Genomic DNA, 22,494 nt, shown 5'->3' on the forward strand with positions numbered 1-22,494 from the left:
GTCGGTCGCCTCGACGGACACGATGTGCTTGCCGTCCGGGACCCGGCTGGTGTCGAAGGCGAACCCGTACGGGGCCTTCGTCTGCTTGCCGCCGACCGGCTTGCCGTCCACGTAGTACTGGACGGAGGCGACCGGGTAGGTGCCGGCGGTCGCAGAAGCGGTCAGGTTCGCGACGCCGGACGCGGTGCCGCCCAGCCCGCTCAGGGTGACCTTCGGCGGGGTCGCCGCCTGGAGCTTCGGCGAGATGTACGCGCTGATCGTCTGGCCCCAGGGCGCCTGTCCCACCCGGTACGTGGTGGTCGTGCCGGTGCTGACGATGCCTTCGCGGTGCGTGCTGTGGCCCTGGTTGCCGCCGGTGATCGTCACTTCGTCGCCGTTGACGGCGGTGACCATGGCGACGTGCTGGGCCCAGCCGTTGGTGTACCCGAAGACGACGGCGTCGCCGACGTGCGGGGTGCCGGACTTGGTGCCGTACTTCACGCCGTACTCGTAGAAGCTGGCGGCGCCGTCGGTGAGGGTGCTCATGCCCTGGACGTTGTAGTGGGACCAGACCCAGCCGACGAAGTCGGCGCACCAGGCATGCGCCTGGCGCCCGTTGCCGGCGCAGCTGTTGCTCTGGTTGATGTTGTCGTCGTAGCCGCCGTTGGCACAGGGCCCGTTGCCGTTCTGGCTCTTGGCCAGCGCTGCCATCTGGTCCAGCTCCGAGGCGGCGTGGGCGGGCCCCATGCCGAGGCCGGATATCGCGGCGGCGGCGACGAGGGCGGCGAGGCCGGTCTTCATGCGGGCGGCGTTCTTGGTGCTGGACATGGCAAGTCTCCTGGAATCGGGCATGGCGGTGCCGTCTCAGTGGCGTGGGAAGTTCAGAAGCTCAGGGGGCGACGGTGTAGCCGTGCGCGGCGAAGGGGGTGTCCACCCGGGTGAGCAGGGTGCGCATCTGCTCGAGGGCCGAGGCGTCGCAGTCGGCTCGTACGAAGAGGAAGAGGTCCAGACCGTGCTCGGTGGGGCGGGGCCGGATGTGTTCCAGGCCCTCTGCCTGCGTGGCGTGCGCCCAGAGCAGGTCGTGGATGAGGTGGGAGGACCCCGCGGGGGCCGGCCCGGGGAGGGTGCGGTGCAGGGAGGCTTGGATCACCCGCACGGGTCGTCAGTCCCAGCCGATGACGCGCTTGTTCGCGGCCGGGGAGTCCCACCCGATGACGGAGGCGGAGGCGGAGACCGCGTGGTACGAGTCCCAGCCGATCACGCCGGCGGGTGCGGCAGGAGCGGCGACGGCGGCGGAGGCGGCGCCGATCGAGAACAGAGCGGTGAGGCCGGCGGCAGCGATGAAGTGCGTGGTGCGAGACATGACGTTCCCCTGAGCGTGAAAGCGGTGCGGTGCGGGTGGTGCGCGCTGCTCCGGTCCGGCCTTTCGGCCCTGGCCTGGGGTGGGGCTTCCGTGCCCCGCCGTCCCGGTGATCAATATCTTGCTGCCCGGGTGGGAGGCCCGGAAGGGGTTCGGGCTGGCACCGTGCTGCCCGGCAGCTTGGTGTCACCTGACCGAAATGCCGCAGGGGCCGACTAAGATCATCCAATGGCCGTCTGACCTGGCCGTCTGCACGAAACAGCTGGGGGGCTGCGCATGCTGGAAGCGTTGGGATTCGATGGGGACGTGGAGTCCGTGTACCGGGGGATGCTGGCGGATCCGTCGGGCGGGCTGGCCGAACTGGGCGCCCGCATCGCGCTCCCGGAGGCCCGCGTACGGGACGCGCTGGACCGGCTCGTCGACCTGAACCTCCTGACCTCCTCGCGCGAGAGCTCGGGCGGGCTGCGGGCCGTCAGCCCCGAGGTGGGTCTGGAACTGATCCTGCGCCGCCAGGAGGAGGACCTGGCGCGGCGCCAGCAGCAGCTCGCCGCGAGCAAGGCGGCGGCCGCGCAGGCCATCGCCGAGTACGCCGGACTGCGGCCGAACACGGAGACCGACGGCACCGAGCGGCTCGTGGGGATCGACGCCATCCAGGCGCGGCTGGAGGTCCTGACCCAGGACCTCGCCGAGGAATGCCTCGCCATCATCCCGGGCGGGGCGCAGTCACAGGCCAGCCTGGACGCATCACGCCCGCTGGACGAACGGGCCATGGCCCAGGGCGTCGACCTCCGGGCCGTCTACCAGGACAGCGTCCGCAACGACCCGGCCACGCTGGGCTACGCCCAGTGGACCACCGAGCGCGGCGGCCAGGTGCGCACGAGCCCGATGCTGCCGCCGCGGCTGCTGGTCTTCGACCGGACGACCGCCATCGTCCCGATCGACCCGGCCAACTCCCGGCTCGGCGCGCTGTGCACGACGGCGCCGGGCATCGTCGCCTCGCTGATCACGCTGTTCGAGCAGACCTGGGAAACGGCGGTACCGCTCGGCGCCGACCTCAAGCAGCCGGCGCAGGACGGCATCACCGCCGGCGAGCGGGAGCTGCTGAAGCTGCTGGCGTCCGGGCTGACGGACGAGGCCGCCGGCAAGCGCCTGGGCGTCTCGCTGCGCACCGTACGCCGCCAGATGGCCGGCCTGATGGAACGCCTGCACGCCACGAGCCGTTTCGAAGCCGGCCTCAAGGCAGCCCAGCGCGGCTGGCTGTGACCGCACGCGCCGCCCACGCCGCCCACGACTAGCGGCGGCGTTGGCCCGCGTAGAGGAGGGTTGCGGCGGTCAGGGCATAGAGGCCCGCGGTGATGCCCAGGCCGACGGGGTCGGCGGCGCGGTTGTCCGTGGCCTCGATCCACGGGTCCAGGCCGCCCAGCCGGTCCTTGAAGAGGACGACGCGCCGCCCCGTCGCGAACTGGCCGTGGCAGTTCTGGATGTCGCCCAGCTCCGCGCGGCTTCCCGCATCGTCGAGGACCCGGCAGAAGTGCCGTACGTCGCCCTTGACGTTGACCCGCTCCCCCGCCTCCACGACCACCGCGCCCGTGCTTTCACCGAGCTGCTTGAGGTACGTCTCGTTGAGGTTGGACCCTGCGAACAGCCCCAGCGCGAACACGGCGAAGCCCACCAGGGTCGCGGCGCCCGCCCGCTGCCAGACCGAGCCCGCCACGATCGGGCCCGCTGCCGCGGCGGCGAGAACGATCAGGACTCCGACCCACAACATGCCGTAGGGGTACTGGCTGACGAAACCGCCCACGGTGGCCGCCGTGGGGATCAGCGCGGCCCAGAACAGCGTGTTCGCCGTCCGCCGCGGCCGCCCGGCCACGGCCTCCTCCGGACTCCCCGGTATACCGATCTTCTGCATCCGGACACCCTAGGCACTTGGGGCGCGGAACGCCTCCACGTGGTCACGGGCCCAGGTTTCGAAGGAGCGGGCCCGGTGGCCGGTGAGGTGCTCGACGGCGTCGGTGATCTCCACCGGGAGCCCGTCACTGGCCGCCCAGTAGTCGAGGAGGGCGTCCGCGTAGGGGCCGGATATGTGCCCGTCGACCTCGGCCTTCCACTGCTCGGCGGTGACGGACTCGAACGGTATGGGGGCGCCCAGGACCCCGCCGAGTATCGCGAGTTGGGTCGCGAACGTCAGCGACTGCGGTCCCGTCAGGTGGTACGCGCGGCCGGCGAGGGCCGGGTCGGTCAGGACGGCGAACGCGGCCTCGGCGAGGTCGGCCTCATGGACCGGGTCGCAGTGCGAGCCCGGGTAGGGCAGGTGGACCGGGCGGCCGGACTTCAGCGACCAGGCCCAGCCGAGGGCGTTGCTCGCGAAGGAGCCGGGGCGCAGCAGGGTGGTGCGCAGCGGGGAGGCCAGCAGGGCTTCCTCCACGACGAGGTGGGAGGCGGCCAGCGGGCTGTCGGCGGCGCCGGGGGCGAGCACCGACGACGAGGAGAGGAGCACGACGTGCTCGACTCGGGCGGTGACGGCCTCCTTGACGAAGGCGTCGATGGCGGAGGCCTCGGCGTAGAGGAAGACGGACCGGACTCCGGCCAAGGCGCCCGGGAAGGTCGCGGGATCGCTGAGATCGCAGCGGACGGTGTCTGGTGTGTCCGGCTCGCGGGAGGCGAGGCGGTGGGGGATGCCGCGGGCGGCGAGGAGGGGGACGAGGCCGCGGGCGACGGAGCCGCGGGCACCGGTGACGAGGATCGACATGGCGGGTTCCTGCTTCCTGTTCCAGTTCGTGTTCGTGTTCATGAGCACGGGTACGTCACCCACGCTAGGATTGATACGTGGCACAGATTCTGCACGATAAATATTCTGCGTCACACAGATAAATTTCAGGCATGGAGAAGCCGATGTCAACCGATTCCCCTCGTTCGAGTGACGGCGCCCGCGATGAGTGGAGCCGCGCCGAGCTGCTCGCGCGCATCGTCACCGAGAGCCAGCGGCACTACGCCGACTACTCGCTCTTCGCCCAGGCGATGGCCGACCACGTCGGCCTGCACCCCACCGACATGCAGTGCGTCGGGCTCCTCGACATGGAACCCGGCCCCGTCAGCACCGGGGACATCGCCCGCCTCACCGGCCTGACCTCCGGCTCCGCCACCCGCCTCGTCGACCGGCTCGTCAAGGCCGGCATCGTCGAGCGCCTCGCCGACCCCCACGACCGGCGCCGCTCCCTCGTCGCCCTCGCCCCCGAGGCCCGCCGGCGGATCGGCGAGGCCTGGGACACCCCCGGCCGGGCCTTCGGCGCCGTCCTGGAGAGCTACTCCGACTCCGAACTCGCCGTCATCGCCGACTACCTGCACCGCGCCGCCGAGGTCGGCCGGTCCCAGGCCCGGCGCCTGAACTCCGGCGGCTGACCGCCGTCGCACCGGTGGCGGCCGCACACACAGTGGCGGCCGCCGGCCGGGTACGGGCGCTCAGCCCCGCGCGCTCTGCAGCTGCGACAGTCCCTTCGCCAGGTCGTCCGCGTTCATCACCGGGCTGACCTCGATCTCGGCGTTCAGCTCTGCGAACAGGTCCTCGAACAGCGGCGGCATCTCCGCGCTGTCCTGCATGTCGAAGACGATCCAGCAGGTCCGGACGCCCTCGGAGGGGCCGAAGTACGCGGCTTCCGGCTTGAGCTTGTCCATGAGCTTCTTCATGGCCTGGGGCAGGGCGCCGGTCTTGATGGCCTCATTGCCGGCCGGTGTGTCGATGTGGGCCCGGAGCATGACTCTCATGCCTGACTCCTTCCGTCGGGCCCACACTCGGCGGGGCCACCGGGACCGGCAACATCTCCTCGCCCATCCGGCCCCAGCCCCACCCCCGCCCCCACCCCCGCGAAGAACTCAGTCGCTCCCCGCCGCGCCCTGGATGTGGAAGTTGAAGTCCGCGTGTCCGAGGGCGCCCATCATGCGGAGCCAGATGGGCAGGAGCATCTCGGTGCCGCGGGCCGACTCGATGCCGCCGAGGTCGAGGACGCTCGCCTCCGGCCAGCCGAAGGAGTACAGCAGTTCGCGTACGGACTTCTTGGCGTCGGCGTCCTCCCCCGACAGGAACACGGTGTGCTCGCCCGCCACCCGCGCCGGTTCGACCATGACGCGGCAGTTCATCGTGTTCAGCGTCTTCACCACCCGCAGCCCCGGGAACGTCCGCTGGAGCAGCTCCCCCAGGCTGTCGTCGTTCACCGGGTCGAGGGTGGGCGGGAACCCCCGCGAGAAGTCCAGCGGGTTGGCGATGTCGATCAGCACCTTGCCGTCCAGGTGCGCGGCGTCCGCCTCCGTCAGCGCGGCGACGCTGACCTGCCCGCCGGTGGCGTTGACCAGGACGTCGCCCTGCCGGGCGGCGTCGGCGAACGGAGCGAGGCCCACCTGCGGGTGGGCCTCCTGCCATTCGGCGTACTCGGTACGGGCGCGGGTGGCCCCGGGGTCCCGGGTGCCGATGACCACCTCGTGCCCGAGCGAGACGAGGCGGGCGGCCACCGTACGGCCGACGATGCCGGTGCCGAGGACTGCGTAGCGCATGACCGGTTCCATTCCGTTGGGGGAAGGGACGAAGGACGACCAACAACCCCGTACGGTACGCGTCAGCCGCGCCGCTTGCGCCGGCTGACCCGGCGCGACCGTACGCCGCCCGACCCGCCCCGCGCCCGGTCGTCCAGGGCGATCCACACCCTGACCTCGGTCCCGCCGAGCATCGAGCGGCCGATCCGCACGTCGCCGCCCGTCGATTCCGCGACCCGGCGCACGATGTCCAGCCCGAGCCCCGTCGAACCGTCCCGCCCGCCGTCGTTGCCGCGCCGCAGCGCCGCGTCCGGATCGGCGATCCCGGGACCCGCGTCCGAGACGAGCACGATGACCGCGTCCCCCGCGTCGTGGACGTCCACCGCGAACGGGGTGCCCTCCGGGGTGTGCCGGAACACGTTGCCGAGCAGGGCGTCGAGGGCCGCCGCGAGCTCCGGGCGGGCGACCGGGAGCCGTACCGTACGGTCCACGCCCGCGAGCCGCACCTCGCGGCCCTCGTCCTCCGCCAGCGCCGACCAGAAGGCCATCCGGTCGCGGATCACCTCCGAGGCGTCGCAGCCCGCCCCGGCCCCGCCGCCCGCCGCGGAAGCCGGCGCACGCTGTTCACGGGCGGTACGGATGATCGTGTCGACCTCCCGTTCCAGCTGCTCCACCGCCGCCCGGGTCTGCTCCGCGGCCGGCCCGTCACCGAGCGAGGCCGTGTTGAGCCGCAGCACCGTCAGCGGCGTCCGCAGCCGGTGCGAGAGGTCGGCGGCCAGCTCCCGCTCGTTGGCGAGGAGTTCCACCACCTGGTCCGCCATCGAGTTGAACGCGACGGCCGCCGAGCGGAGTTCCTTCGGCCCGTCCTCCGGCACCCGCGCCCCCAGCCGGCCCTCGCCCAGCTGGTGCGCGGCGTCCGCGAGCCGCTCGGCCGGCCGCACCAGCCGGGCGCCGAGCCGGTCGGCGACCGCCACCGAGCCCACGATCAGCGCCAGTCCCACGCCCGCGAGGACCACCCAGGCCGTCGCGACGCCGTTGCTGACCTCGCTCTCCGGTACGAAGATCTCCACGACCGCGATGTCCCCCGAGCCCAGGGCGGTCGGCTGGAGCAGCGCCGAACCGCCCCCCGCCAGCCGGGCCGTCATGGCCCGCCCCATCCGCCGGGTCTCCTCCACGGCGTGCGCCCCGGCCCGCGTGGTGCCGATCTCCACCGGCGCGCCGCCGCCGATCGCGGGCACGTGGACCGCCATCCGCCGGGCCGCGCCCATCTGCGTGGACTCGACCGCCTTGCGCAGCTGCCCCGGGTCGGTGGTGATGGACAGGGTCGGCCCGATCGTGGCGGCCTGCCGCTCGGCGTTGGAAAAGGCCCGGTCACTGGCCATCTCCTGGACGACGAGCCCGAGCGGTACGGCGAAGGCCACGACCACCATGGCCGTGACCGCGAGGCACACCTTGACCAGCGCCCATCTCACTGCGGCGGCTCCAGCTTGACGCCGACCCCCCGCAGGGTGTGCAGGTACCGCGGCCGCGCCGCCGTTTCGCCCAGTTTGCGGCGCAGCCAGGACAGGTGCACGTCGATCGTCTGGTCGTCCCCGTACGACTGCTGCCAGACCTCGGCGAGCAGCTCGCGCCGGGCCACGACCACCCCGGGCCGCCCGGCGAGGAAGGCCAGCAGGTCGAACTCCCGCCGCGTGAGGTCGAGTACGGCCCCGTCCAGCTCGGCCTGGCGCCGCAGCGGATCGATGGCCAGCCCGCCCACCCGCAGCACGCGCGAGGGCGGCTCGGCCCCGGCGGCCGCCCGGGCGCGGCGCAGGACTGCGGACATCCGGGCGGAGAGGTGCTCCACGGAGAAGGGCTTGGTCAGGTAGTCGTCGGCGCCGTCGTTGAGGAGCCGGACGATCTCGGCCTCGTCGTCGCGCGCGGTGGCGATGATCACCGGTACGTCGGTGATGCCGCGCAGCATCTTCAGCGCCTCCGACCCGTCGAGGTCGGGCAGCCCGAGGTCGAGGATGACCACGTCGAACCGGTGGTGGGCGACCTCGCGCAGCGCCTCCAGGGCCGTACCGACGCTCCGCACGGTGTGCGAGGCCTCGGTCAGGTGCCGGATCAGGGCGGAACGCACGAACTGGTCGTCCTCGACCACGAGCACACTTGCCATGGGCCGCACCGTAGTCCATTCGGGGGACCCGGCGGGGTGTCGGGCCGCCTCTCGGACCGGTGGTGCAGTATGTGCCCTGATGCACCGAGGACTTGTTCACGCACTCGCCTGGACGCTGGCCACCGGGGCGGCGGTGACGCTGTCCTGGTGGGGCGTGCACACGGTCATGTCCGGAACTGCCTACGATCCGCCGCTGGCGGTGCCGCTCACCACGCAGCCGCTGTCCTCCTCGACGCACCGCGCGGCGGAGCCCTCGCCTCCGCCGGCCTCGGACGCGCCGTCCCCGTCCGCCGCCTCCCCCTCGGCTTCGCCCTCCGCCGGCGCCTCCCCCGCGAAGCCCCCGCAGAAGGCGGCCCCGCCGAGCCCGCGCCAGGACGAGCAGCGGGGCGACGGCGGGGACCAGGGCAACGTGAAGGCCTATCCGGTCACGGGTGGCCGGGTGGTCTTCGACCTCGGTACGTCCTCGGCCGAGCTGGTCTCGGCGACGCCGGACGCCGGATGGCAGATGCAGGTGTGGAAGCAGCCGTACTGGATCCGGGTCACCTTCACGAAGGCGGGCCGGGAGATGTCGGTCTTCTGCACCTGGAACGACCACCCGCCGATGGTGGAGACGTACGAGGGCTAGGCCGTCCCTTTCGGATCAGGCCGGGACGCCCGGCGTCAGGCCATGACGGTGATGTTCGTCGCCTGCGGCCCCTTCGCGCCCCTGCTGACGTCGTACTGGACCTTCTGGTTCTCCTGGAGCTCCTTGAAGCCGGTCCCCTGGATCTCGCTGTAGTGGGCGAAGACGTCCGCGCTGCCGTCCTCGGGCGCGATGAACCCGAAACCCTTCTCGGCGTTGAACCACTTGACGGTGCCGTTGGCCATGTTCCTGTCTCCCTGCTGCCTGCTGATGTCCGCTCGCCCCGGCGGGACGTTCGACTCGCAGACATACCCGCCCGCGGGCCGGTCGGAGCGCAAGGTCATCCGTACGAGGGCGTGTCGCGACGGGTCGCTGCCCCCCGGGACACGCTCTAGCGAAAGACCGACGGCGGGGGCTCCGGCGAGGCCACCGCCGAGGCGTCCGCGACCGGGGCCGCCCCGCCCGCGAAATCGGCGAGGGCCCGGCCGTGCTCGACCCGGCCGGGATGCGGGTCGCTCGCGACCCGGCGGGTGAACTCGGCGACCGGCAGCTCCCGGTCGGCGGCCACCAGCACCGCATTGCCGAACCGTTTCCCCCGCCACACCACCGGGTCGGCGGCCAGCGCCAGGTGCTCGAAGCGCGACGCGGCCGTCGCGATCTGGCCCTTCAGGTGCGCGAGCGGCGGACCGTCCGCGAGGTTGGCCACGTACCACCCGCCCGGCGCGAGGGCCCGCCGTACGTCGTCCAGGAACTCGGCGCTCGTCAGGTGCGCCGGGGTGCGCGCGCCGCTGAACACGTCCGCGATCACCAGGTCGGCCCAGCCGTCCGGAACCTTGGCCAGGCCCGCCCGCGCGTCCACCGCCCGGACCCGGACCCGCGCCTGCGGGTCCAGCGGCAGGTGTTCCCGTACGAAGGCCACCAGGGCGGCGTCGATCTCCACGACCTGCTGGGTCGAGCGGGGCCGGGCGGCGGCCGTGTAGCGCGCGAGGGTGAAGGCGCCGCCGCCCAGGTGCACCACGTTCAGGGGCTGCCGGGCGGGCGCGACGAGGTCGATGAGGTGGCCGATCCGGCGCTGGTACGCGAAGTCCAGGTGCCCCGGATCGCCCAGGTCCACATGCGACTGCGGGGCTCCGTCGATGAGCAGCGTCCAGGCCTGCGCGCGCTCCCGGTCCGGAGCCAGCTCCGCCGTGCCGCCGCCCACCTGCCCGACGACCGCCCCGGAGCCCGCGCTCCCGCTCCCGCCCGCGCGCCCGCGCTGCCTGCCGCCGCCGCTTCCGCTGCCTTTGCCCTTGCCTGCCACCACCCCATTGTCGCCGGTCAGCGACAGTTGTCCGCCGCCTCGATCAGGCGGGCGGCCTCGCCGAGCGCGGCGCGCAGCACCTCCGGATCGGTGACCGGACCGACGGCTTCCGGGGGGAGCAGCCAGCCGGTGTCGCCGGCGGTGGGCGAGACGTCACCGAAGCGCATGCCGCGTCCGTTGGTCTGGGTGCAGGCGCTGCCCGGCATGTCCCAGGCGTCGGCGGTGCCGGGCGGGACGAGGAAGCCGAGGGTGTCGTCGGAGCCGTCGTGCAGCACCGGGCCGACCCCGCCGGGCAGGCCCGCGGCGCGGCGGATGATGTCCACGGCCTCCAGGCCCTGCCGGGTGGGCACGGTCACCAGGTCCGGCGCCTCGGCCGGAGCGACCGCCACGGCGGTCGCGGCGGTCGCTCCGGCCGGGACGGGGGTCGCACCCGAAGACGCGGGCGCGGTGTTCATTCCTGTGTTCTCCATGCCGCCCTCCACCAAGGGAACCCCTCCTCGATCCGCGTACGAGCGGGTGCGGGAGTCAGCTCACACCCCGCACGGGCTCAACGCGCGAAAACGTCAACGGGTGCGGTGGCAAGACGCTGCAAAGGATGGCACTTCATGGCGGATCGCGGGTGAGATATCCCTTTTGTAGCCAAACACCGCATCAACCACCCGCCTCTGGCGGTACGTTCATGCGCGCCGGACCCGGCTCCATCCCGCGGAACCCGGCGGTGCGTCCCTTGCCAGAGAGGCCACGTCCATGGCGGCGTTCCCCCACTCACCCAATCAGACGTTCCGGCGGCTGCGCGGCCGGCACTCCCCGGCCGAGTTCGCGGGCATGGTGCGCCGGGCCGCGAAGGAGATCGGAGAAACGGTTTCCTGCGACGCCCGCTACATCGGCCGGGTCGAGTCCGGCGAGATCCGCTGCCCCAACTACGCGTACGAGCGGGTCTTCCTGCACATGTTCCCCGGCCGGACCCTGGCCGATCTGGGCTTCTCCCCGCGCGAGGCGGTCCGCGGCCGGTCCGCGCAGCGCTCCGCCCCTTTCACCCACAAGGAGAGCGACGTGCTGCGTCGCGCGTTCATGGCGGGCGGTTCCGCGACCGTGGCGGCCGCCACGATCGGCTTCACGCTGCTCGGCGACACCCGCCGGCCGCCCTCCCGGGCCGGCGAGTCCGAGGCGGCCGCGGTCGAGGAGGCCGTACGCCAGATCCGGCTGCTGGACGACCGGCACGGGGCCGACGCCCTGTACCGCAAGGCCGCCGAACCCCTGCGCACCGCCTACGCGTTGCTGGACGCCGGGGCCTCCCGGCAGTCCACCGAGGACCGGCTGCACGCGGGCGCCGGTGAACTGGCCATCTCCGTGGGCTGGCTGGCGCACGACTCCGGCCGCTTCGACGACGCCCGCTCGCACTACGCGGAGGCGCTGGCGACGGCCCGGGTCGCGGGGGACGCCGGCCTGGAGGCGCACGCCTTCAGCAACATGGCCTTCCTGGCCCGGGACTGCGGCCGGCCCCGGGAGTCCGTACGGGCGGCCCAGGCGGGCCGCCGCGCCGCCCGCTCCCTCGGTTCCCCGCGGCTGCTGTCGCTGCTCGCGCTGCGCGAGGCGGGCGGCTGGGCGGGGCTGGCCGACCGCAAGGCCTGCGAGGAGGCGCTGACGCGGGCGCACACGGAGTTCTCCCGCGGCACGGCGGCCGCGGACCCGGAGTGGATGTCCTTCTTCGGCGAGGCCGAGCTGGAATCGCTGGAGTCGCGGTGCTGGGCGGCCCTCGGGGAGTACGCCCGCGCGGCCCGGCACGCCCGCCGCGCGGCGGACCTCCAGGATCCGCACTTCGCCCGGAACGTGGCCCTCTACACGGCCGAGCTGGCCGACGACCTGGCCCGCGCGGGCGCCCCGGACGAGGCGGCCTGGGCGGGCGGACGGGTCCTGGACCTGCTCACCGAGGTCCAGTCCACCCGGATCCGGTCCATGCTCTCGGGCACGGCCCGCGTCCTGGTCCCGCACCAGCGCAGCCCGCGGGTGGCGGCCTTCCTGACCCGCCACGCGACGGCCTGACCACCCGACCACCCCGGTCACCCCGGTCACCCCGACCACCCAACCAGCAACCCCGGCAAGGGACTTCGGGCTACGGCTTGGGCTACAGGTCCAGGTGGCCCGTGTCGTTCCAGCGCTCCAGGGCGGGGGCTCCGTACGCCCAGCCCAGGACCGAGAGGGACGTGGGCTCCAGGCGGATGCGGGCGCCGAAGGAGGCCTCCAGGCCGAGCCAGCGGGCGGCCAGGGTGCGCAGGATGTGCCCGTGGGCGAAGACCAGCACGTCGCGCTCCGCCGAGCGGGCCCAGGCGACGACCTCGTCGGCCCGGGCCGCGACGTCGGCCACGGACTCGCCGCCCGGGACCCCGTCGCGCCAGATCAGCCAGCCCGGCCGGACCGCCTGGATCTCGGCCGGGGTCATGCCCTCGTAGTCCCCGTAGTCCCACTCCATCAGCGCGTCCCACGGATCCGCCTGGGCTCCGAAGCCCGCCAGGTCGCAGCTCTCGCTCGCGCGGACCAGCGGGCTGGTGCGGACCTCCACACCGGGCAGGCCGTTCCAGGGGGCGCGGGACAGCCGCTCGCCGAGCAGCTTCGCGCCGCGCCTGCCCTCCTCCAGCATGGGCACGTCCGTGCGGCCGGTGTGCTTGCCGAGCTGGGACCACGCCGTCTGGCCGTGCCGGGCCAGGAGGATGCGGGGGGCCATAGGGAACTCTCCCGGTAAGTAGTGTTTCGTACGACTTTGGGCGATTGCGTCGTCCATCCATCATCCATCACATGAACACCAGGCAACCCACTCCGTCGCACAAGCGTCCTACGGCGTATGACTAATCGGCAGAAGCCCACCCGCTGGTGGGCCGAACTGCTGCTCCTGGGGCTCGTCTACGGCGCGTACACCGGTGGCAGACTCCTCGCCAGGGGCGACGTGCACCTCGCCGTCGGCCACGGGCTCTCGATCCTCCGGGCCGAGGAACTGCTGGGTCTCGACTTCGAACGACCGCTCAACCGGCTGTTCTCGCGGCAGGGGCTGCTCGGCATACCCGCCGACTTCGTCTACGCCTCCCTGCACTACCTCGTCACCCCGGCCGTGCTGGTCTGGCTGTACCTGCGCCGGCCGCAGCACTACCGCAGCGCCCGTACGTGGCTCGTCGTCTCCACCCTCCTCGGGCTCGTCGGCTTCACCCTGATGCCCACCTGCCCGCCGCGGCTGCTGGACGCCGCGCAGGGGTTCACCGACACGATGGCCCAGTACAGCGCGTACGGCTGGTGGGGCGCCGAGGCCAGCGCGCCGCGCGGGCTCGGGGGCCTGACCAACCAGTACGCGGCCATGCCGAGCCTGCACGTCGGCTGGGCCCTGTGGTGCGGGGTCCTGCTCTGGCGGCACGGGCGCCACCCGCTGCTGCGGGGGCTCGGCATCGCCTATCCCGCCGTCACCGCGCTCGTGGTCATGGGCACCGCCAACCACTACTTCCTGGACGCGGCCGCCGGAGCCGCCGTGATGGCCGCCGGGTACGCGATCACGCGCCGGCCGCCCGCGCGAGCGGCCCGGCCGGGAGCCCGGCCGGGAGCGCAGCCGGGAGCCCGGCCGGGAGTCCGAGCAGCCGGTTTCCGCGGTACCGCCCCGATTGTCAGTGGCGGATGGGACACTTCCGCCCGTGAGCTCCTACCCGCCCAGCGGCCCGCCCCCGACGACGACACTGCGGCAGCGGCTCGCTGACCTGCGCGGCCCCGCCGTGCCGCCCCGCCCCCTCGATGCCCGCGCGCTGGCGGCGCTCGCCGCCAACCCCGGATGCGGCAGACGAGCCCTGCTCGACGGCGCCGGGGTGGACAAGACCGCCCTGGCCTCCGCCCTCGGCTCGCCCGCCCCCTTCGGCCAGTCGCAGTTCGCGATCGTCCGCGGGAACTCCTTCGAGGCCAAGGTCAAGGGCGACGGCGGAGCCGAGCTCCTGCGGCTCGTGTACGAGCACCTCGGCGCCGGCGGCGAGCCCCCCGGCCCGGGCGCCCGCGTCCCCGACCTGACCGCCGCCGGGCCCGAGGGCCGCGCCGCCCGCACCGCGCTCGCGCTGCGCGAGGCGACCGCCGCCGGGGACGCCGCCGGCCCCGCCGCCGGTACGTGGACCCTGCTGGACCACCCGATGCTGGCCCTGGAGGTGGCGGGTTCCCCCGCCTATCTGGAGCCGGACGCCGTCGTGGTGCATCCCGACGGCCGCTGGACCGTCGTGGAGATCAAGTCGTTCCCGATGATCGACGGGGCGGCCGACGCCGCGAAGGTGGGCGCCGCCGCCCGGCAGGCCGCCGTGTACGTCCTGGCCCTGGAGAAGACCGCCGAGAAGCTGGCCTCCGCCGTGGTCGGGCACACCGTACTGCTCGTCTGCCCCAAGGACTTCTCCAACCTGCCCGCCGCCGCGCCGGTCGACATCCGCCGCGAGCGGGCCGTGACCCGCCGCCAGCTGGAGCGGCTGACCCGGGTCGAGGAGCTGGCCGCCGCCCTCCCCGAGGGGCTCAGCTTCGACCCGGCGCGGCCCGCCGAGGAGCTGACCGAGGCGGTCGCGGCCGTCACCGCCGCGTACGCCCCCGAATGCCTGGCCGCCTGCGAGCTGGCCTTCCACTGCCGGGAGCGGGCCCGCGCCGCCGACGCGGTGACCGCGCTGGGCCGTTCCGTACGGGGGGAGCTCGGCGCGCTCACCACCGTCGAGGAGGCCCTCGCGGCCGCCGCCGGCTCCGGCCGCCCCGACGACCCGACGGCGGCCTCCCTGCACCACGCGGCCCGGCTGCGCGCCGAGGCCCTGGAGGCGGCCGCATGTCCCTGCTGAACACCCTCGCGCGCCTGGAGGCCGTCCGGGCGGGCCGGGCCCGGCCGCTGGCGACCGTACGGCACCGGCATCTGGGCGCACGCCCGCTGGTCCTCGTACCCCTGACGACGGCGGGCGAGGCCGGGGCCCCGCTCGGCGCGCTGGTCGGCACGGATCCCGAAGAGCCGCGGCTGCTCGTGGTGGCGCAGCCGCGCGACCGGGACCTGCGCTGGGCCTTCCTGGCGGACCTGGCCGACGTGGTCCTGCCGTACGTGGACGGGTACGCGGACGACGTCGAGTACGTGGAGCGGACCGAGACCGACCCGGACACCGGCGCGAAGAGCAAGGTCGCCGCCGAGCTCTGCCTGGACGCGCCGCAGCTGATCGTGCCGAGCCGGGCCGGCATCGAGTACGTGCGGCTGCTGGGGCGGTCGATGCGGTTCCGGCGTACGGCCGAGGAGGATCCGGAGAATCCGTATCCGGCGCCCACCCGGGTGCCGCTGCTGGGGCGCTGGTTCACGCACCTCGGCGAGCGCTCCCGGGTCCCGGGGGCCTCGATGCTGCTGTCGGCGACCGAGCTGCTCGGGCGGCACTGGGCCACCGGCCAGAGCAATCTGGAGGACCAGCACCTGGGCGCGCTGCTGTCGTGGATAGCCCCGCCGGAGGGGGAATCGGGCGCGGAGGCCGCCCTGCGGGCCGAGCTGGGCCGCGACCGGGCCGGTCAGCTGCTCCTGCCGCCCGCAGGGCCGGCCACCGACCCGGCCTTCGACAACAAGCTGCTGGCCCCGGCGATGGCCCGCTACGACGCGGCGCGCGCCGGGGACGACCCGAAGGCGGCGGACCGGGCCGAGGCGGCCGTCCGGGAGCTCGTCGCGGAGCAGATGCGGCCCACCTGGCGGGCGGTGTGGCAGTCGCTGGAGCTGCTGCGCGCGCTGCCGGCCGGGGAGCGGGCCGAGGAGCGCTGGACCCGCGACCGCTGGTCGTACACCGGCCACCGGGACCGGGTCCGGGCGGGCGAGCCCCCGCAGCCGCGCCGCGACGACGCGGTGACGGCGGCGCAGAAGCTGGCGACGCGGGAGACCGAGCAGGTGCGGCTCGACGCACAGGAGGCGCTGGACGATCCGCTGGTGATGGCGGGCCGGCGGCTGTCCGGCGAGGCCTTCGCGGGCGAGGTCACCGAGGTCGTGATGGAGTGGACGGAGTCGAAGCGGCCGAGTCCGCGCCCGCTGGTGACGGTGGCCACGGAGGACCGTCCGCAGCTCGCGGAGGGCGGCGGCGGCAAGGTGTTCCGCTCGCTGGAGGGCCGCCCGCAGTCGGCGCAGTTCGTCCGCTTCGAGGAGGACGGGCGGCTCGTGCTGCGGCTGCTGGACAAGATGGGCCGCGGCCGGGAGCCGGAGCCGGGCTCGGTGCCGGAGAAGGGCGACCGGGTCTGCTGGACGCTGTTCGAGCACGACGCGCGCGGCGGCCCGAAGCTGCCGGACCCGGAGCGGACCCCGTGGACGCACGGCGGCCCGCCGGGATCCGCGACCGCCGCTCCGCCGCCCGACGCCGTGACCGATGAGGACATCCTGTGAGCACCGCATCCGACCGGGGATTCGATCCGGGTACGGCCGCCGCCGAGGCGACCGCGGCCATCCTGCGCGACACCCTGCACGGGAGCGAGCGCGGCGTGGTCGTCGACTCCCCGCCCGGGGCCGGCAAGTCCACGCTGGTGGTGCGGGCCGCCCGGGAGCTGGCCGCGGCCGGGCGGCGGCTGATGGTGGTCGCGCAGACCAACGCGCAGGTCGACGACCTGGTGCTGCGGCTCGCCGACAAGGATCCGGAGCTGAAGGTCGGCCGGCTGCACAGCAGCGACGGCGAAGCGTACGATCCGGCGCTGCGCGAGCTGCCCTCGGTCACCCTCTCGGCGAAGCCGGGGGACCTGGCCGAGCTGCCGATCACCATCTCGACGGCGGCGAAGTGGGCGTACGTGAAGGACGCGGAGCCCTGGGAGCACGCCATCGTCGACGAGGCGTACCAGATGCGCTCCGACGCGCTGCTGGCCGTGGCCGGGCTGTTCGACCGGGCGCTGTTCGTGGGCGACCCGGGGCAGCTGGACCCGTTCAGCGTGGTCGGCGCCGAGCAGTGGGCCGGGCTGTCGTACGACCCTTCGGCGAGCGCCGTCAGCACCCTCCTCGCACACAACCCGCACCTCCCGCAGCACCGGCTGCCGGTGTCCTGGCGGCTCCCGGCGTCGGCCGCGCCGCTGGTCTCGCGGGCGTTCTACCCGTACACGCAGTTCCGCAGCGGTACGGGCCCGGGCGAGCGGCGGCTGTCGTACGGGGTCGCGGGCGACGGCTCGGGCCCGGACCGGGTGCTGGACGAGGCCGCCGAGTCGGGCTGGGGCCTGCTGGAGCTGCCCGCGCGGCACACCCCGCGCACCGACCCCGAGGCCGTACGGGCGGTGGCCCTGGTGGTCCGGCGGGCGCTGGACCGGGGGGCGGTGACGGCGGACGAGCAGTCCGAGGCCCCGGCCCCGCTGACCGCCGACCGGATCGCGGTCGGCACGGCGCACCGGGACCAGGCGGCGGCCGTCCGGGCCGCCCTCGCGGACCTCGGCGTCGCCGGGGTCACGGTGGACACCGCGAACCGGCTCCAGGGGCGGGAGTACGACCTCACGGTGGTGCTGCACCCGCTGTCGGGCCGCCCGGACGCGACGGCGTTCCACCTGGAGACGGGCCGCCTGTGCGTGCTGGCCTCGCGGCACCGGCACGCCTGTGTCGTGGTGGCCCGGGCGGGGATAGCGGAACTGCTGGACGACCACCCCTCCACGGAACCGGTCCAGTTGGGCGTGACGGTGAAATTCCCGGACGGCTGGGAGGCGAACCACTCGGTCCTGGCCCACCTGGCGGAGCACCGGGTGGCCTGGAGGCCGTGACGGGCCGAGCCGGCGGCGGCCAAGGGCTGCAGCCCCTGGAGGCCGTGACAGGCCCGAAGGCGGCGCTCTTGCGCGGCGTTGGACAATGGAGGGTGGCCCGGAAGGATCCCGAACGCGCAGCAGGAGGACACGCATGGCAGAGCCCGAGCGGACGACCGAGCGGAAGCTGCGGCCCGCGCCGCTGCTCTTCGAGCCCTCGGAGGCCGCCACGGACCCGGAGCACTTCTTCGACCTGGAGTCGATCGAGGACCCGCGGGAGCTGCTGGCCCGCGCCACCGAGCTGACGCTCGCCTTCCGGGCGGCGCAGGAGCGGGCGGTGGAGTTCCAGGCGCTGGCCGCCGCGCAGCTCGCCGATCCGCGGCGGTTCGACCGGCTGCCGCCGGCGGAGATCGCCGCGCAGGCGGACTGGACCGAGGACTACGCGCTCAAGATGATCGAGTTCGGCGAGTCCCTCCAGCGCGAAGCCGGCCCGGACGCCCCGTAATCCCGCCGCCGGGTGCGGCGGGCACCACCTCCGACGTCGCACCTGGCATATGCGGGGCGCAACATAGCCCACCATCCCCCGCCCTGTCCCGGTTTTCCGTAACTCCCGGAAACCGGATCGCTACGCCCGGTAGACCGGTCCGCATGACGACGCTGACGACGGCACCCGCCTGCCCCGCCCCTCACGCACGCACCGCCACCCACGTCACCCCCCAGGGCGCCGCCTGGCTCGCCTCCGCGTCCGCGCACCCGCACAGCACCCTCGCGCGCTGGGAGGCCCGGGCCACCGCCCCCGCCGTACTGCCCTGCGGGACCGCCTTCGACGTCGTCAACGTCCCGCTCGTCCTCGGCCGCCGCATGCTCGACCTGCTCTGGGCCGAGGGCCCCGGCTCCGGGCCCGTGGCCGTGCACCGCGGGCGGATGCTGCTGTTCACCTCCACCGGCACCGCGCACCGCCTCCCCGCGCTGCTCGCCTGGGAGGAGTGGGGCAGCCGCGTGCCCGCGCCCCTGTGCCACGGCCGCGGCGACGCCGTCACCGTCCCGCCGCTCGACGCGACCCCCGGCGCGTCCCGCTGGGTCGTCGCCCCCGACACCCGCACCCCCTGGCTGCCCGGACCCGAGGCACTCCTGTGGGCGTACCTCCGCGCCGCCCGAGCTGCGGATATCGATTTTTCCTTCCGGCCATCTCCCTGCTAATGTCTTCCTCGTCAGCAAGCGCCGCTAGCTCAGTTGGTTAGAGCAGCTGACTCTTAATCAGCGGGTCCGGGGTTCGAGTCCCTGGCGGCGCACAGACGGAAGAAGGCCCTCACGCGAGTGGGGGCCTTCTTCGTCATGCCGTGACGCTAGGTCGTGGCGCTAGGTCGTGATCTTGACCGTGTACGCGCCCGACGGGGTCCGGTCCGCCACCTCGATCCTGATCCGCTCCCCCGGCACCGTGAACGACTCCCCCACTTCCAGCGGCGCGTCCGCCAGCGGCGGGTACACCGAGCGGTCCCAGCAGGCCTCCGAGCCCGGATGCCCGTCGAGCACCTCGATCGGCCCGCCGCCCGACGCCGCCTCGTTGCGCACCCGGTAGACCAGGACCCCCTCCGTACAGATGTCCCCGTCGTTGCCGGCGGAGCCCCGCGCCTCGACCGCGATCGCGCTGCCGGTGCCCGTACGGATCACCGCGAGCCGGGTCCCGCCCGTGGCACCGGGGGCCGGGGCCTGGGCCAGCGGCAGCAGGGTGTGCAGCGAGGAGCCGGACTGCACGCAGTCCACCTGGGAGGAGGACAGCCAGCCGAGCTTCCACTTGTGCCAGGCGAACAGGTCCGGCGCCATCCCGAACTGGCTGCCCATGACGTCCCAGTCGCCGACGTACGTGTCCCAGTCGCCCTTGCCGTCGGTCGGCCGGTGGTAGAGGTCGGGCAGGTCGAAGACGTGCCCGGTCTCGTGCGCCAGGACGTTGCGGTCCGGCGGGTGCCGCTCGAAGACGGTCACGATCCGCCGCAGGTCCGTCCCGTCCGCCCGGATCGGCCGGTCGAAGTTGACGACCTTGGTGGCGTCCGAGTCCACTCCGGGCGCGTCCGGGTCGGCGACGAAGTACACGACGTCGTACTGCGAGAAGTCCACCTCCCGGTCGGCGGCCGCGACCGCGTCCCGCAGGTACGCCGCCCGGTCCTGGGCCGCCCAGTCACGCTGTATCCCGTACGCCGTCGACGGCTTGGGCATCTGGATCCACTGCCCCTGCGGGTGCGGTTCCAGCCGGAACCTCCCGTACGAGGCCCGCTCGAAGAAATCGCTGGTCGCGGGGAAGTAGTCGCCGGTCAGCTGCTCGGTCGTGAGGGTGGCCCGGTGGTCGGGGAACGAGAGGAAGACCATGACCGCGTGGAGGGTGCGCTCCGGCTTGGGGTAGGAGCGGTTCCAGGTGTCCAGACCCAGGGAGTGGTGCGCCGAGGTGCGGGCCAGGGCGCACGGCCCGGCCCCCGGATCGGCGACCGCGGGACCGGCGACGAGCGACATGGCGGCGAGTGCCGTCAGGGAGGTGAGCGCGGCCGCCGTGCTTCTGATGCGGGAGCGTTCCACTCCCCCGGGTGTCTCCTGTCGCGGCACATCGACCTCCGGTGGTGGATTCGTACCATCTCGTCCCACCCTGCGGCGATTGTCTTACTAATGCCCTGTTCCGCTGCCCCACACGAGTGAGCACTACGGCAAGCCGGTGACCCGGGGGGTTCACCCACATGCCTACAGAACGTCACGACCGATCACCGGAGATCATCCAGGAGCTTTCGCTGCTCAGAGCCGTGCAGAAACGATCGCCCGGGATGCGGCCGGCGGGCCGTCAGCACGCCGAAGTCCCGTGCCCCGCACGGCGACGGAGCTGGATAGGGCCGTACGGTGCCTCTATGATCGGCACACTTTCCTGCACGGACACTCACGAGCAATGCGGGAGCCAACGGTGAGCGGAACCTCAGAGGGAACCGGTTCGGCGGCCGACAGCACCCGATCGGCCATTACGGAGCGTCACCAAGCAGTGCCGCCCAGGCCGACGACGCCGAGCTTCACCGCGTCCGAACTGCGCGATTACCGCGCCGCCTTCAACGCGGCCCACCTCGCGATGGCCGTCGTCGACCGCTCGGGCCACGTCGTCGCCGCCAACGAGGCGCTGGGCGGGCTCCTCGGGACCGAGCCGCACGCGCTCGTCGAGCAGAACGCGGCCGACCTGGTCGACCTGGGCGCCGAGGCCCGTACCTGGCAGGCGTACCAGGAGGTGCTCCGCGGCCGGCAGGCCAGGCTGCGCTGCACCCGCCGCCTCAAACACCCCGACGGGCACTCCCTGTGGACCGAGGTCACCCTCGGCCCGGTGCCCGGCACCCGGGACGTGCTGCTGTCCGTCGCCGACATCAGCGACCGCCGCGACCTCCAGGCCCGGCTGCGCCACCTCCAGATGCACGACCCGGTGACCCGGCTGCCCAACCGGGCGCTGTTCTTCGAGCGGCTCTCCGCCGCCCTGGAGGCCTCCTCGTACGAGCACGGCGGCACCGGGCGGATCGGCCTGTGCTACCTCGACCTCGACGGGTTCAAGGCCGTCAACGACACCCTGGGCCACCGGGTCGGCGACCGGCTGCTGACCGCCGTCGCGTCCCGGCTGACGCAGTGCGCCGACCAGTCCGGCTACGGGCGCACCGGCGGGCACCTGGTGGCCCGCCTCGGCGGCGACGAGTTCGCCCTGCTGGTCGAGGACTCCACCGGCACCGAGCAGCTCGTCGACCTGGCCCGGAGCGTACTGGCCGCCGTACAGGAGCCGTTCGACCTGGCCGGGCAGCGATTGTCGGTCTCGGCGTCGATCGGCGTCGTGGAGCGGGCCGCGGACGGGACCTCGGCGACCGGGCTGATGCAGGCCGCGGACACGACCCTGTACTGGGCGAAGGCGGACGGCAAGGCCCGCTGGACGCTGTTCGACCCGGAGCGCAACGCGCACCGCATGACCCGCCAGGCGCTGACCTCGACCCTGCGGCCGGCCGTGGAGCGGGGCGAGTTCGCGCTGGAGTACCAGCCGCTCGTGGACCTGGAGAGCGGGGCGGTGCGCGGGGTGGAGGCGCTGGTCCGCTGGAACCACCCGCAGTTCGGCATGCTGACGCCGAATCGGTTCATCGGGATCGCCGAAGAGGACGGCTCCATCGTCCAGTTGGGGCGGTGGGTGTTGCGGACCGCCTGCCGGCAGGCCCGGCGCTGGCAGATCGAACGGCCCAGCGACTCCCCGGTCTTCGTCTCCGTCAACGTGGCGGTCCGCCAGGTGTGGGACTCCGACCTCGTCGGCGACGTGGCGGGGATCCTGGCCGAGACCGGGCTGGCCCCGCAGCTGCTCCAGCTGGAGCTGACCGAGTCGGCGGTGATGGGCTCCGCCGGGCGCCCGCTCCAGGCCCTCCAGGCGCTGAGCGACATGGGCGTGCGGATCGCCATCGACGACTTCGGCACCGGGTACTCGAACCTGGCGTACCTGAGCCGGCTGCCGGTGTCCGTGCTGAAGCTGGACGGCTCCTTCGTACGGGGCTTCCGCTACGAGGAGGGAACCCACCCGAACCCGGCCGACGAGACCATCGTCGAGGCCCTGGTGCAGCTCGCGCACCGGCTCGGGCTGACCGTGACGGCGGAGTGCGTGGAGACGGCGGGCCAGGCGGCCCGGCTGCGCCGGGTCGGCTGCGACACGGGCCAGGGCTGGCTGTACTCGCGCGCGGTGGCCCCGGAGCTGATCGCGGAGATGATCGGCACCCGCCCCGGGGCGTAAGCCGTCGCTTCCGGATATTGCCCGACCCGCGACGCTCCCCCGGCCGCCGCCGGGAGGTGCCCCCGGGCCCCGCGCC

At 73.7% G+C, this 22,494-nt stretch carries 23 protein-coding genes, 1 tRNA gene and 2 pseudogenes; 12 read left to right on the forward strand and 14 right to left on the reverse strand.

The annotated features are described in order from the left end of the window. Positions 1 to 24: 24 nt before the first annotated feature. The 3 genes and pseudogenes from IF02_RS36150 to IF02_RS0127820 form a co-directional block, all read right to left on the reverse strand. A pseudogene (locus IF02_RS36150) lies at positions 25 to 831 on the reverse strand (CHAP domain-containing protein); the annotation flags it as partial. A 37-nt stretch (positions 832 to 868) separates the two neighbouring features. After that, entirely contained in the window at positions 869 to 1,135 is a 267-nt protein-coding gene (locus tag IF02_RS0127815) for a hypothetical protein (RefSeq protein WP_030161664.1), read from the reverse strand. A gap of 6 nt (positions 1,136 to 1,141) precedes the next feature. Next, positions 1,142 to 1,342, reverse strand: a complete 201-nt coding sequence (locus tag IF02_RS0127820; RefSeq protein WP_030161666.1) for a hypothetical protein — start codon at positions 1,340 to 1,342, stop codon at positions 1,142 to 1,144. 273 nt (positions 1,343 to 1,615) lie between these two features. On the opposite strand from IF02_RS0127820, the gene IF02_RS0127825 reads away from it, so the two are divergent. Then, entirely contained in the window at positions 1,616 to 2,602 is a 987-nt protein-coding gene (locus tag IF02_RS0127825) for a helix-turn-helix transcriptional regulator (RefSeq protein WP_030161668.1), read from the forward strand. Positions 2,603 to 2,630: 28 nt separating this feature from the next. Here the strand turns inward: IF02_RS0127825 and IF02_RS0127830 are convergent, their stop codons facing one another. Together IF02_RS0127830 and IF02_RS0127835 are read right to left on the reverse strand one after the other, a co-directional pair. Then, positions 2,631 to 3,248: a hypothetical protein gene (locus IF02_RS0127830; protein WP_051696602.1), complete on the reverse strand. Its 618-nt coding sequence runs from the start codon at positions 3,246 to 3,248 to the stop codon at positions 2,631 to 2,633. Between the two features lie 9 nt (positions 3,249 to 3,257). Then, on the reverse strand, positions 3,258 to 4,151 hold the full coding sequence (locus IF02_RS0127835; RefSeq protein ID WP_324603791.1) for an NAD(P)H-binding protein: 894 nt from the start codon (positions 4,149 to 4,151) through the stop codon (positions 3,258 to 3,260). An 80-nt stretch (positions 4,152 to 4,231) separates the two neighbouring features. On the opposite strand from IF02_RS0127835, the gene IF02_RS0127840 reads away from it, so the two are divergent. Continuing rightward, a complete protein-coding gene (locus IF02_RS0127840; protein WP_051696610.1) occupies positions 4,232 to 4,738 on the forward strand; it encodes a MarR family winged helix-turn-helix transcriptional regulator in 507 nt (168 codons plus the stop codon). Positions 4,739 to 4,798: 60 nt separating this feature from the next. On the opposite strand, the gene IF02_RS0127845 is transcribed toward IF02_RS0127840, so the two are convergent. From IF02_RS0127845 to IF02_RS0127860, 4 genes are all read right to left on the reverse strand, one after another. Beyond that, positions 4,799 to 5,101 (reverse strand): DUF3303 family protein, encoded by a 303-nt coding sequence (locus IF02_RS0127845; RefSeq protein ID WP_030161677.1) that lies wholly within the window; start codon positions 5,099 to 5,101, stop codon positions 4,799 to 4,801. Positions 5,102 to 5,209: 108 nt separating this feature from the next. Continuing rightward, entirely contained in the window at positions 5,210 to 5,884 is a 675-nt protein-coding gene (locus tag IF02_RS0127850; RefSeq protein WP_030161680.1) for an NADPH-dependent F420 reductase, read from the reverse strand. A 62-nt stretch (positions 5,885 to 5,946) separates the two neighbouring features. Next, on the reverse strand, positions 5,947 to 7,335 hold the full coding sequence (locus IF02_RS0127855; RefSeq protein WP_030161682.1) for a sensor histidine kinase: 1,389 nt from the start codon (positions 7,333 to 7,335) through the stop codon (positions 5,947 to 5,949). Then, positions 7,332 to 8,021: a response regulator transcription factor gene (locus IF02_RS0127860; protein ID WP_030161684.1), complete on the reverse strand. Its 690-nt coding sequence runs from the start codon at positions 8,019 to 8,021 to the stop codon at positions 7,332 to 7,334. Before IF02_RS0127860 ends, IF02_RS0127855 begins: the two co-directional genes overlap by 4 nt. Before the next feature lie 79 nt (positions 8,022 to 8,100). Between IF02_RS0127860 and IF02_RS0127865 the strand changes: the two genes are divergently transcribed. Continuing rightward, positions 8,101 to 8,646 (forward strand): hypothetical protein, encoded by a 546-nt coding sequence (locus IF02_RS0127865; RefSeq protein WP_030161686.1) that lies wholly within the window; start codon positions 8,101 to 8,103, stop codon positions 8,644 to 8,646. Positions 8,647 to 8,681: 35 nt separating this feature from the next. On the opposite strand, the gene IF02_RS0127870 is transcribed toward IF02_RS0127865, so the two are convergent. The 3 genes from IF02_RS0127870 to IF02_RS0127880 form a co-directional block, all read right to left on the reverse strand. Next, the gene (locus IF02_RS0127870) at positions 8,682 to 8,888 is read right to left on the reverse strand and encodes a cold-shock protein (protein ID WP_030161687.1); all 207 of its coding nucleotides are present in this window, start codon (positions 8,886 to 8,888) and stop codon (positions 8,682 to 8,684) included. Positions 8,889 to 9,034: 146 nt separating this feature from the next. Then, on the reverse strand, positions 9,035 to 9,943 hold the full coding sequence (locus IF02_RS0127875; protein WP_030161689.1) for a fused MFS/spermidine synthase: 909 nt from the start codon (positions 9,941 to 9,943) through the stop codon (positions 9,035 to 9,037). A 17-nt stretch (positions 9,944 to 9,960) separates the two neighbouring features. Then, the gene (locus IF02_RS0127880) at positions 9,961 to 10,413 is read right to left on the reverse strand and encodes a hypothetical protein (protein WP_030161690.1); all 453 of its coding nucleotides are present in this window, start codon (positions 10,411 to 10,413) and stop codon (positions 9,961 to 9,963) included. A gap of 277 nt (positions 10,414 to 10,690) precedes the next feature. Here IF02_RS0127880 and IF02_RS0127885 point away from each other — a divergent pair, with 277 nt between their 5' ends. After that, the gene (locus tag IF02_RS0127885) at positions 10,691 to 11,986 is read left to right on the forward strand and encodes a hypothetical protein (protein WP_030161691.1); all 1,296 of its coding nucleotides are present in this window, start codon (positions 10,691 to 10,693) and stop codon (positions 11,984 to 11,986) included. 82 nt (positions 11,987 to 12,068) lie between these two features. On the opposite strand, the gene IF02_RS0127890 is transcribed toward IF02_RS0127885, so the two are convergent. After that, complete coding sequence (locus IF02_RS0127890) at positions 12,069 to 12,665, reverse strand: histidine phosphatase family protein (protein WP_030161692.1); 597 nt, start codon at positions 12,663 to 12,665, stop codon at positions 12,069 to 12,071. A 117-nt stretch (positions 12,666 to 12,782) separates the two neighbouring features. Here IF02_RS0127890 and IF02_RS0127895 point away from each other — a divergent pair, with 117 nt between their 5' ends. The 7 genes and pseudogenes from IF02_RS0127895 (at position 12,783) to IF02_RS0127925 (ending at position 18,939) form a co-directional block, all read left to right on the forward strand. Continuing rightward, positions 12,783 to 13,676 carry a phosphatase PAP2 family protein gene (locus IF02_RS0127895; RefSeq protein ID WP_037837252.1) on the forward strand — a complete coding sequence of 298 codons (894 nt, stop codon included), beginning with the start codon at positions 12,783 to 12,785 and terminating at the stop codon, positions 13,674 to 13,676. Beyond that, positions 13,615 to 14,772 (forward strand): hypothetical protein, encoded by a 1,158-nt coding sequence (locus tag IF02_RS0127900; protein ID WP_234318347.1) that lies wholly within the window; start codon positions 13,615 to 13,617, stop codon positions 14,770 to 14,772. The genes IF02_RS0127895 and IF02_RS0127900 overlap by 62 nt, the downstream gene beginning before the upstream one ends. Beyond that, entirely contained in the window at positions 14,760 to 16,325 is a 1,566-nt protein-coding gene (locus IF02_RS0127905) for a hypothetical protein (protein WP_030161694.1), read from the forward strand. The genes IF02_RS0127900 and IF02_RS0127905 overlap by 13 nt, the downstream gene beginning before the upstream one ends. Further along, complete coding sequence (locus IF02_RS0127910; protein ID WP_030161696.1) at positions 16,322 to 17,668, forward strand: AAA domain-containing protein; 1,347 nt, start codon at positions 16,322 to 16,324, stop codon at positions 17,666 to 17,668. Before IF02_RS0127905 ends, IF02_RS0127910 begins: the two co-directional genes overlap by 4 nt. A gap of 133 nt (positions 17,669 to 17,801) precedes the next feature. Next, positions 17,802 to 18,152 carry a hypothetical protein gene (locus IF02_RS0127915; RefSeq protein WP_030161698.1) on the forward strand — a complete coding sequence of 117 codons (351 nt, stop codon included), beginning with the start codon at positions 17,802 to 17,804 and terminating at the stop codon, positions 18,150 to 18,152. A 143-nt stretch (positions 18,153 to 18,295) separates the two neighbouring features. Then, positions 18,296 to 18,875: pseudogene (locus IF02_RS32755) on the forward strand (hypothetical protein). Further along, positions 18,866 to 18,939: transfer RNA gene (locus tag IF02_RS0127925), tRNA-Lys, on the forward strand. The pseudogene IF02_RS32755 and the gene IF02_RS0127925 overlap by 10 nt, the downstream one beginning before the upstream one ends. 67 nt (positions 18,940 to 19,006) lie before the next feature. Here the strand turns inward: IF02_RS0127925 and IF02_RS0127930 are convergent. Next, positions 19,007 to 20,242 (reverse strand): M6 family metalloprotease domain-containing protein, encoded by a 1,236-nt coding sequence (locus IF02_RS0127930; protein WP_030161700.1) that lies wholly within the window; start codon positions 20,240 to 20,242, stop codon positions 19,007 to 19,009. Positions 20,243 to 20,573: 331 nt separating this feature from the next. Between IF02_RS0127930 and IF02_RS0127935 the strand changes: the two genes are divergently transcribed. Beyond that, positions 20,574 to 22,418 (forward strand): putative bifunctional diguanylate cyclase/phosphodiesterase, encoded by a 1,845-nt coding sequence (locus IF02_RS0127935; RefSeq protein WP_078622372.1) that lies wholly within the window; start codon positions 20,574 to 20,576, stop codon positions 22,416 to 22,418. Positions 22,419 to 22,494 lie beyond the last annotated feature (76 nt).

The sequence above is a fragment of the Streptomyces sp. NRRL S-244 genome (assembly GCF_000717915.1).
GTDB lineage: Bacteria > Actinomycetota > Actinomycetes > Streptomycetales > Streptomycetaceae > Streptomyces.

Excerpts from the sequence above, each read along its gene's own strand:
- IF02_RS0127890 (WP_030161692.1), bottom strand. The coding sequence starts at position 12,665 with ATGGCCCCCCGCATCCTCCTGGCCCGGCACGGCCAGACGGCGTGGTCC.
- IF02_RS0127825 (WP_030161668.1), top strand. The coding sequence starts at position 1,616 with ATGCTGGAAGCGTTGGGATTCGATGGGGACGTGGAGTCCGTGTACCGG.
- IF02_RS0127860 (WP_030161684.1), bottom strand. The coding sequence starts at position 8,021 with ATGGCAAGTGTGCTCGTGGTCGAGGACGACCAGTTCGTGCGTTCCGCC.
- IF02_RS0127820 (WP_030161666.1), bottom strand. The coding sequence starts at position 1,342 with ATGTCTCGCACCACGCACTTCATCGCTGCCGCCGGCCTCACCGCTCTG.
- IF02_RS0127830 (WP_051696602.1), bottom strand. The coding sequence starts at position 3,248 with ATGCAGAAGATCGGTATACCGGGGAGTCCGGAGGAGGCCGTGGCCGGG.
- IF02_RS0127915 (WP_030161698.1), top strand. The coding sequence starts at position 17,802 with ATGGCAGAGCCCGAGCGGACGACCGAGCGGAAGCTGCGGCCCGCGCCG.
- IF02_RS0127935 (WP_078622372.1), top strand. The coding sequence starts at position 20,574 with ATGCGGGAGCCAACGGTGAGCGGAACCTCAGAGGGAACCGGTTCGGCG.
- IF02_RS0127840 (WP_051696610.1), top strand. The coding sequence starts at position 4,232 with ATGTCAACCGATTCCCCTCGTTCGAGTGACGGCGCCCGCGATGAGTGG.
- IF02_RS0127880 (WP_030161690.1), bottom strand. The coding sequence starts at position 10,413 with ATGGAGAACACAGGAATGAACACCGCGCCCGCGTCTTCGGGTGCGACC.
- IF02_RS0127865 (WP_030161686.1), top strand. The coding sequence starts at position 8,101 with ATGCACCGAGGACTTGTTCACGCACTCGCCTGGACGCTGGCCACCGGG.
- IF02_RS0127905 (WP_030161694.1), top strand. The coding sequence starts at position 14,760 with ATGTCCCTGCTGAACACCCTCGCGCGCCTGGAGGCCGTCCGGGCGGGC.
- IF02_RS0127845 (WP_030161677.1), bottom strand. The coding sequence starts at position 5,101 with ATGAGAGTCATGCTCCGGGCCCACATCGACACACCGGCCGGCAATGAG.
- IF02_RS0127870 (WP_030161687.1), bottom strand. The coding sequence starts at position 8,888 with ATGGCCAACGGCACCGTCAAGTGGTTCAACGCCGAGAAGGGTTTCGGG.
- IF02_RS0127885 (WP_030161691.1), top strand. The coding sequence starts at position 10,691 with ATGGCGGCGTTCCCCCACTCACCCAATCAGACGTTCCGGCGGCTGCGC.
- IF02_RS0127895 (WP_037837252.1), top strand. The coding sequence starts at position 12,783 with ATGACTAATCGGCAGAAGCCCACCCGCTGGTGGGCCGAACTGCTGCTC.
- IF02_RS0127850 (WP_030161680.1), bottom strand. The coding sequence starts at position 5,884 with ATGCGCTACGCAGTCCTCGGCACCGGCATCGTCGGCCGTACGGTGGCC.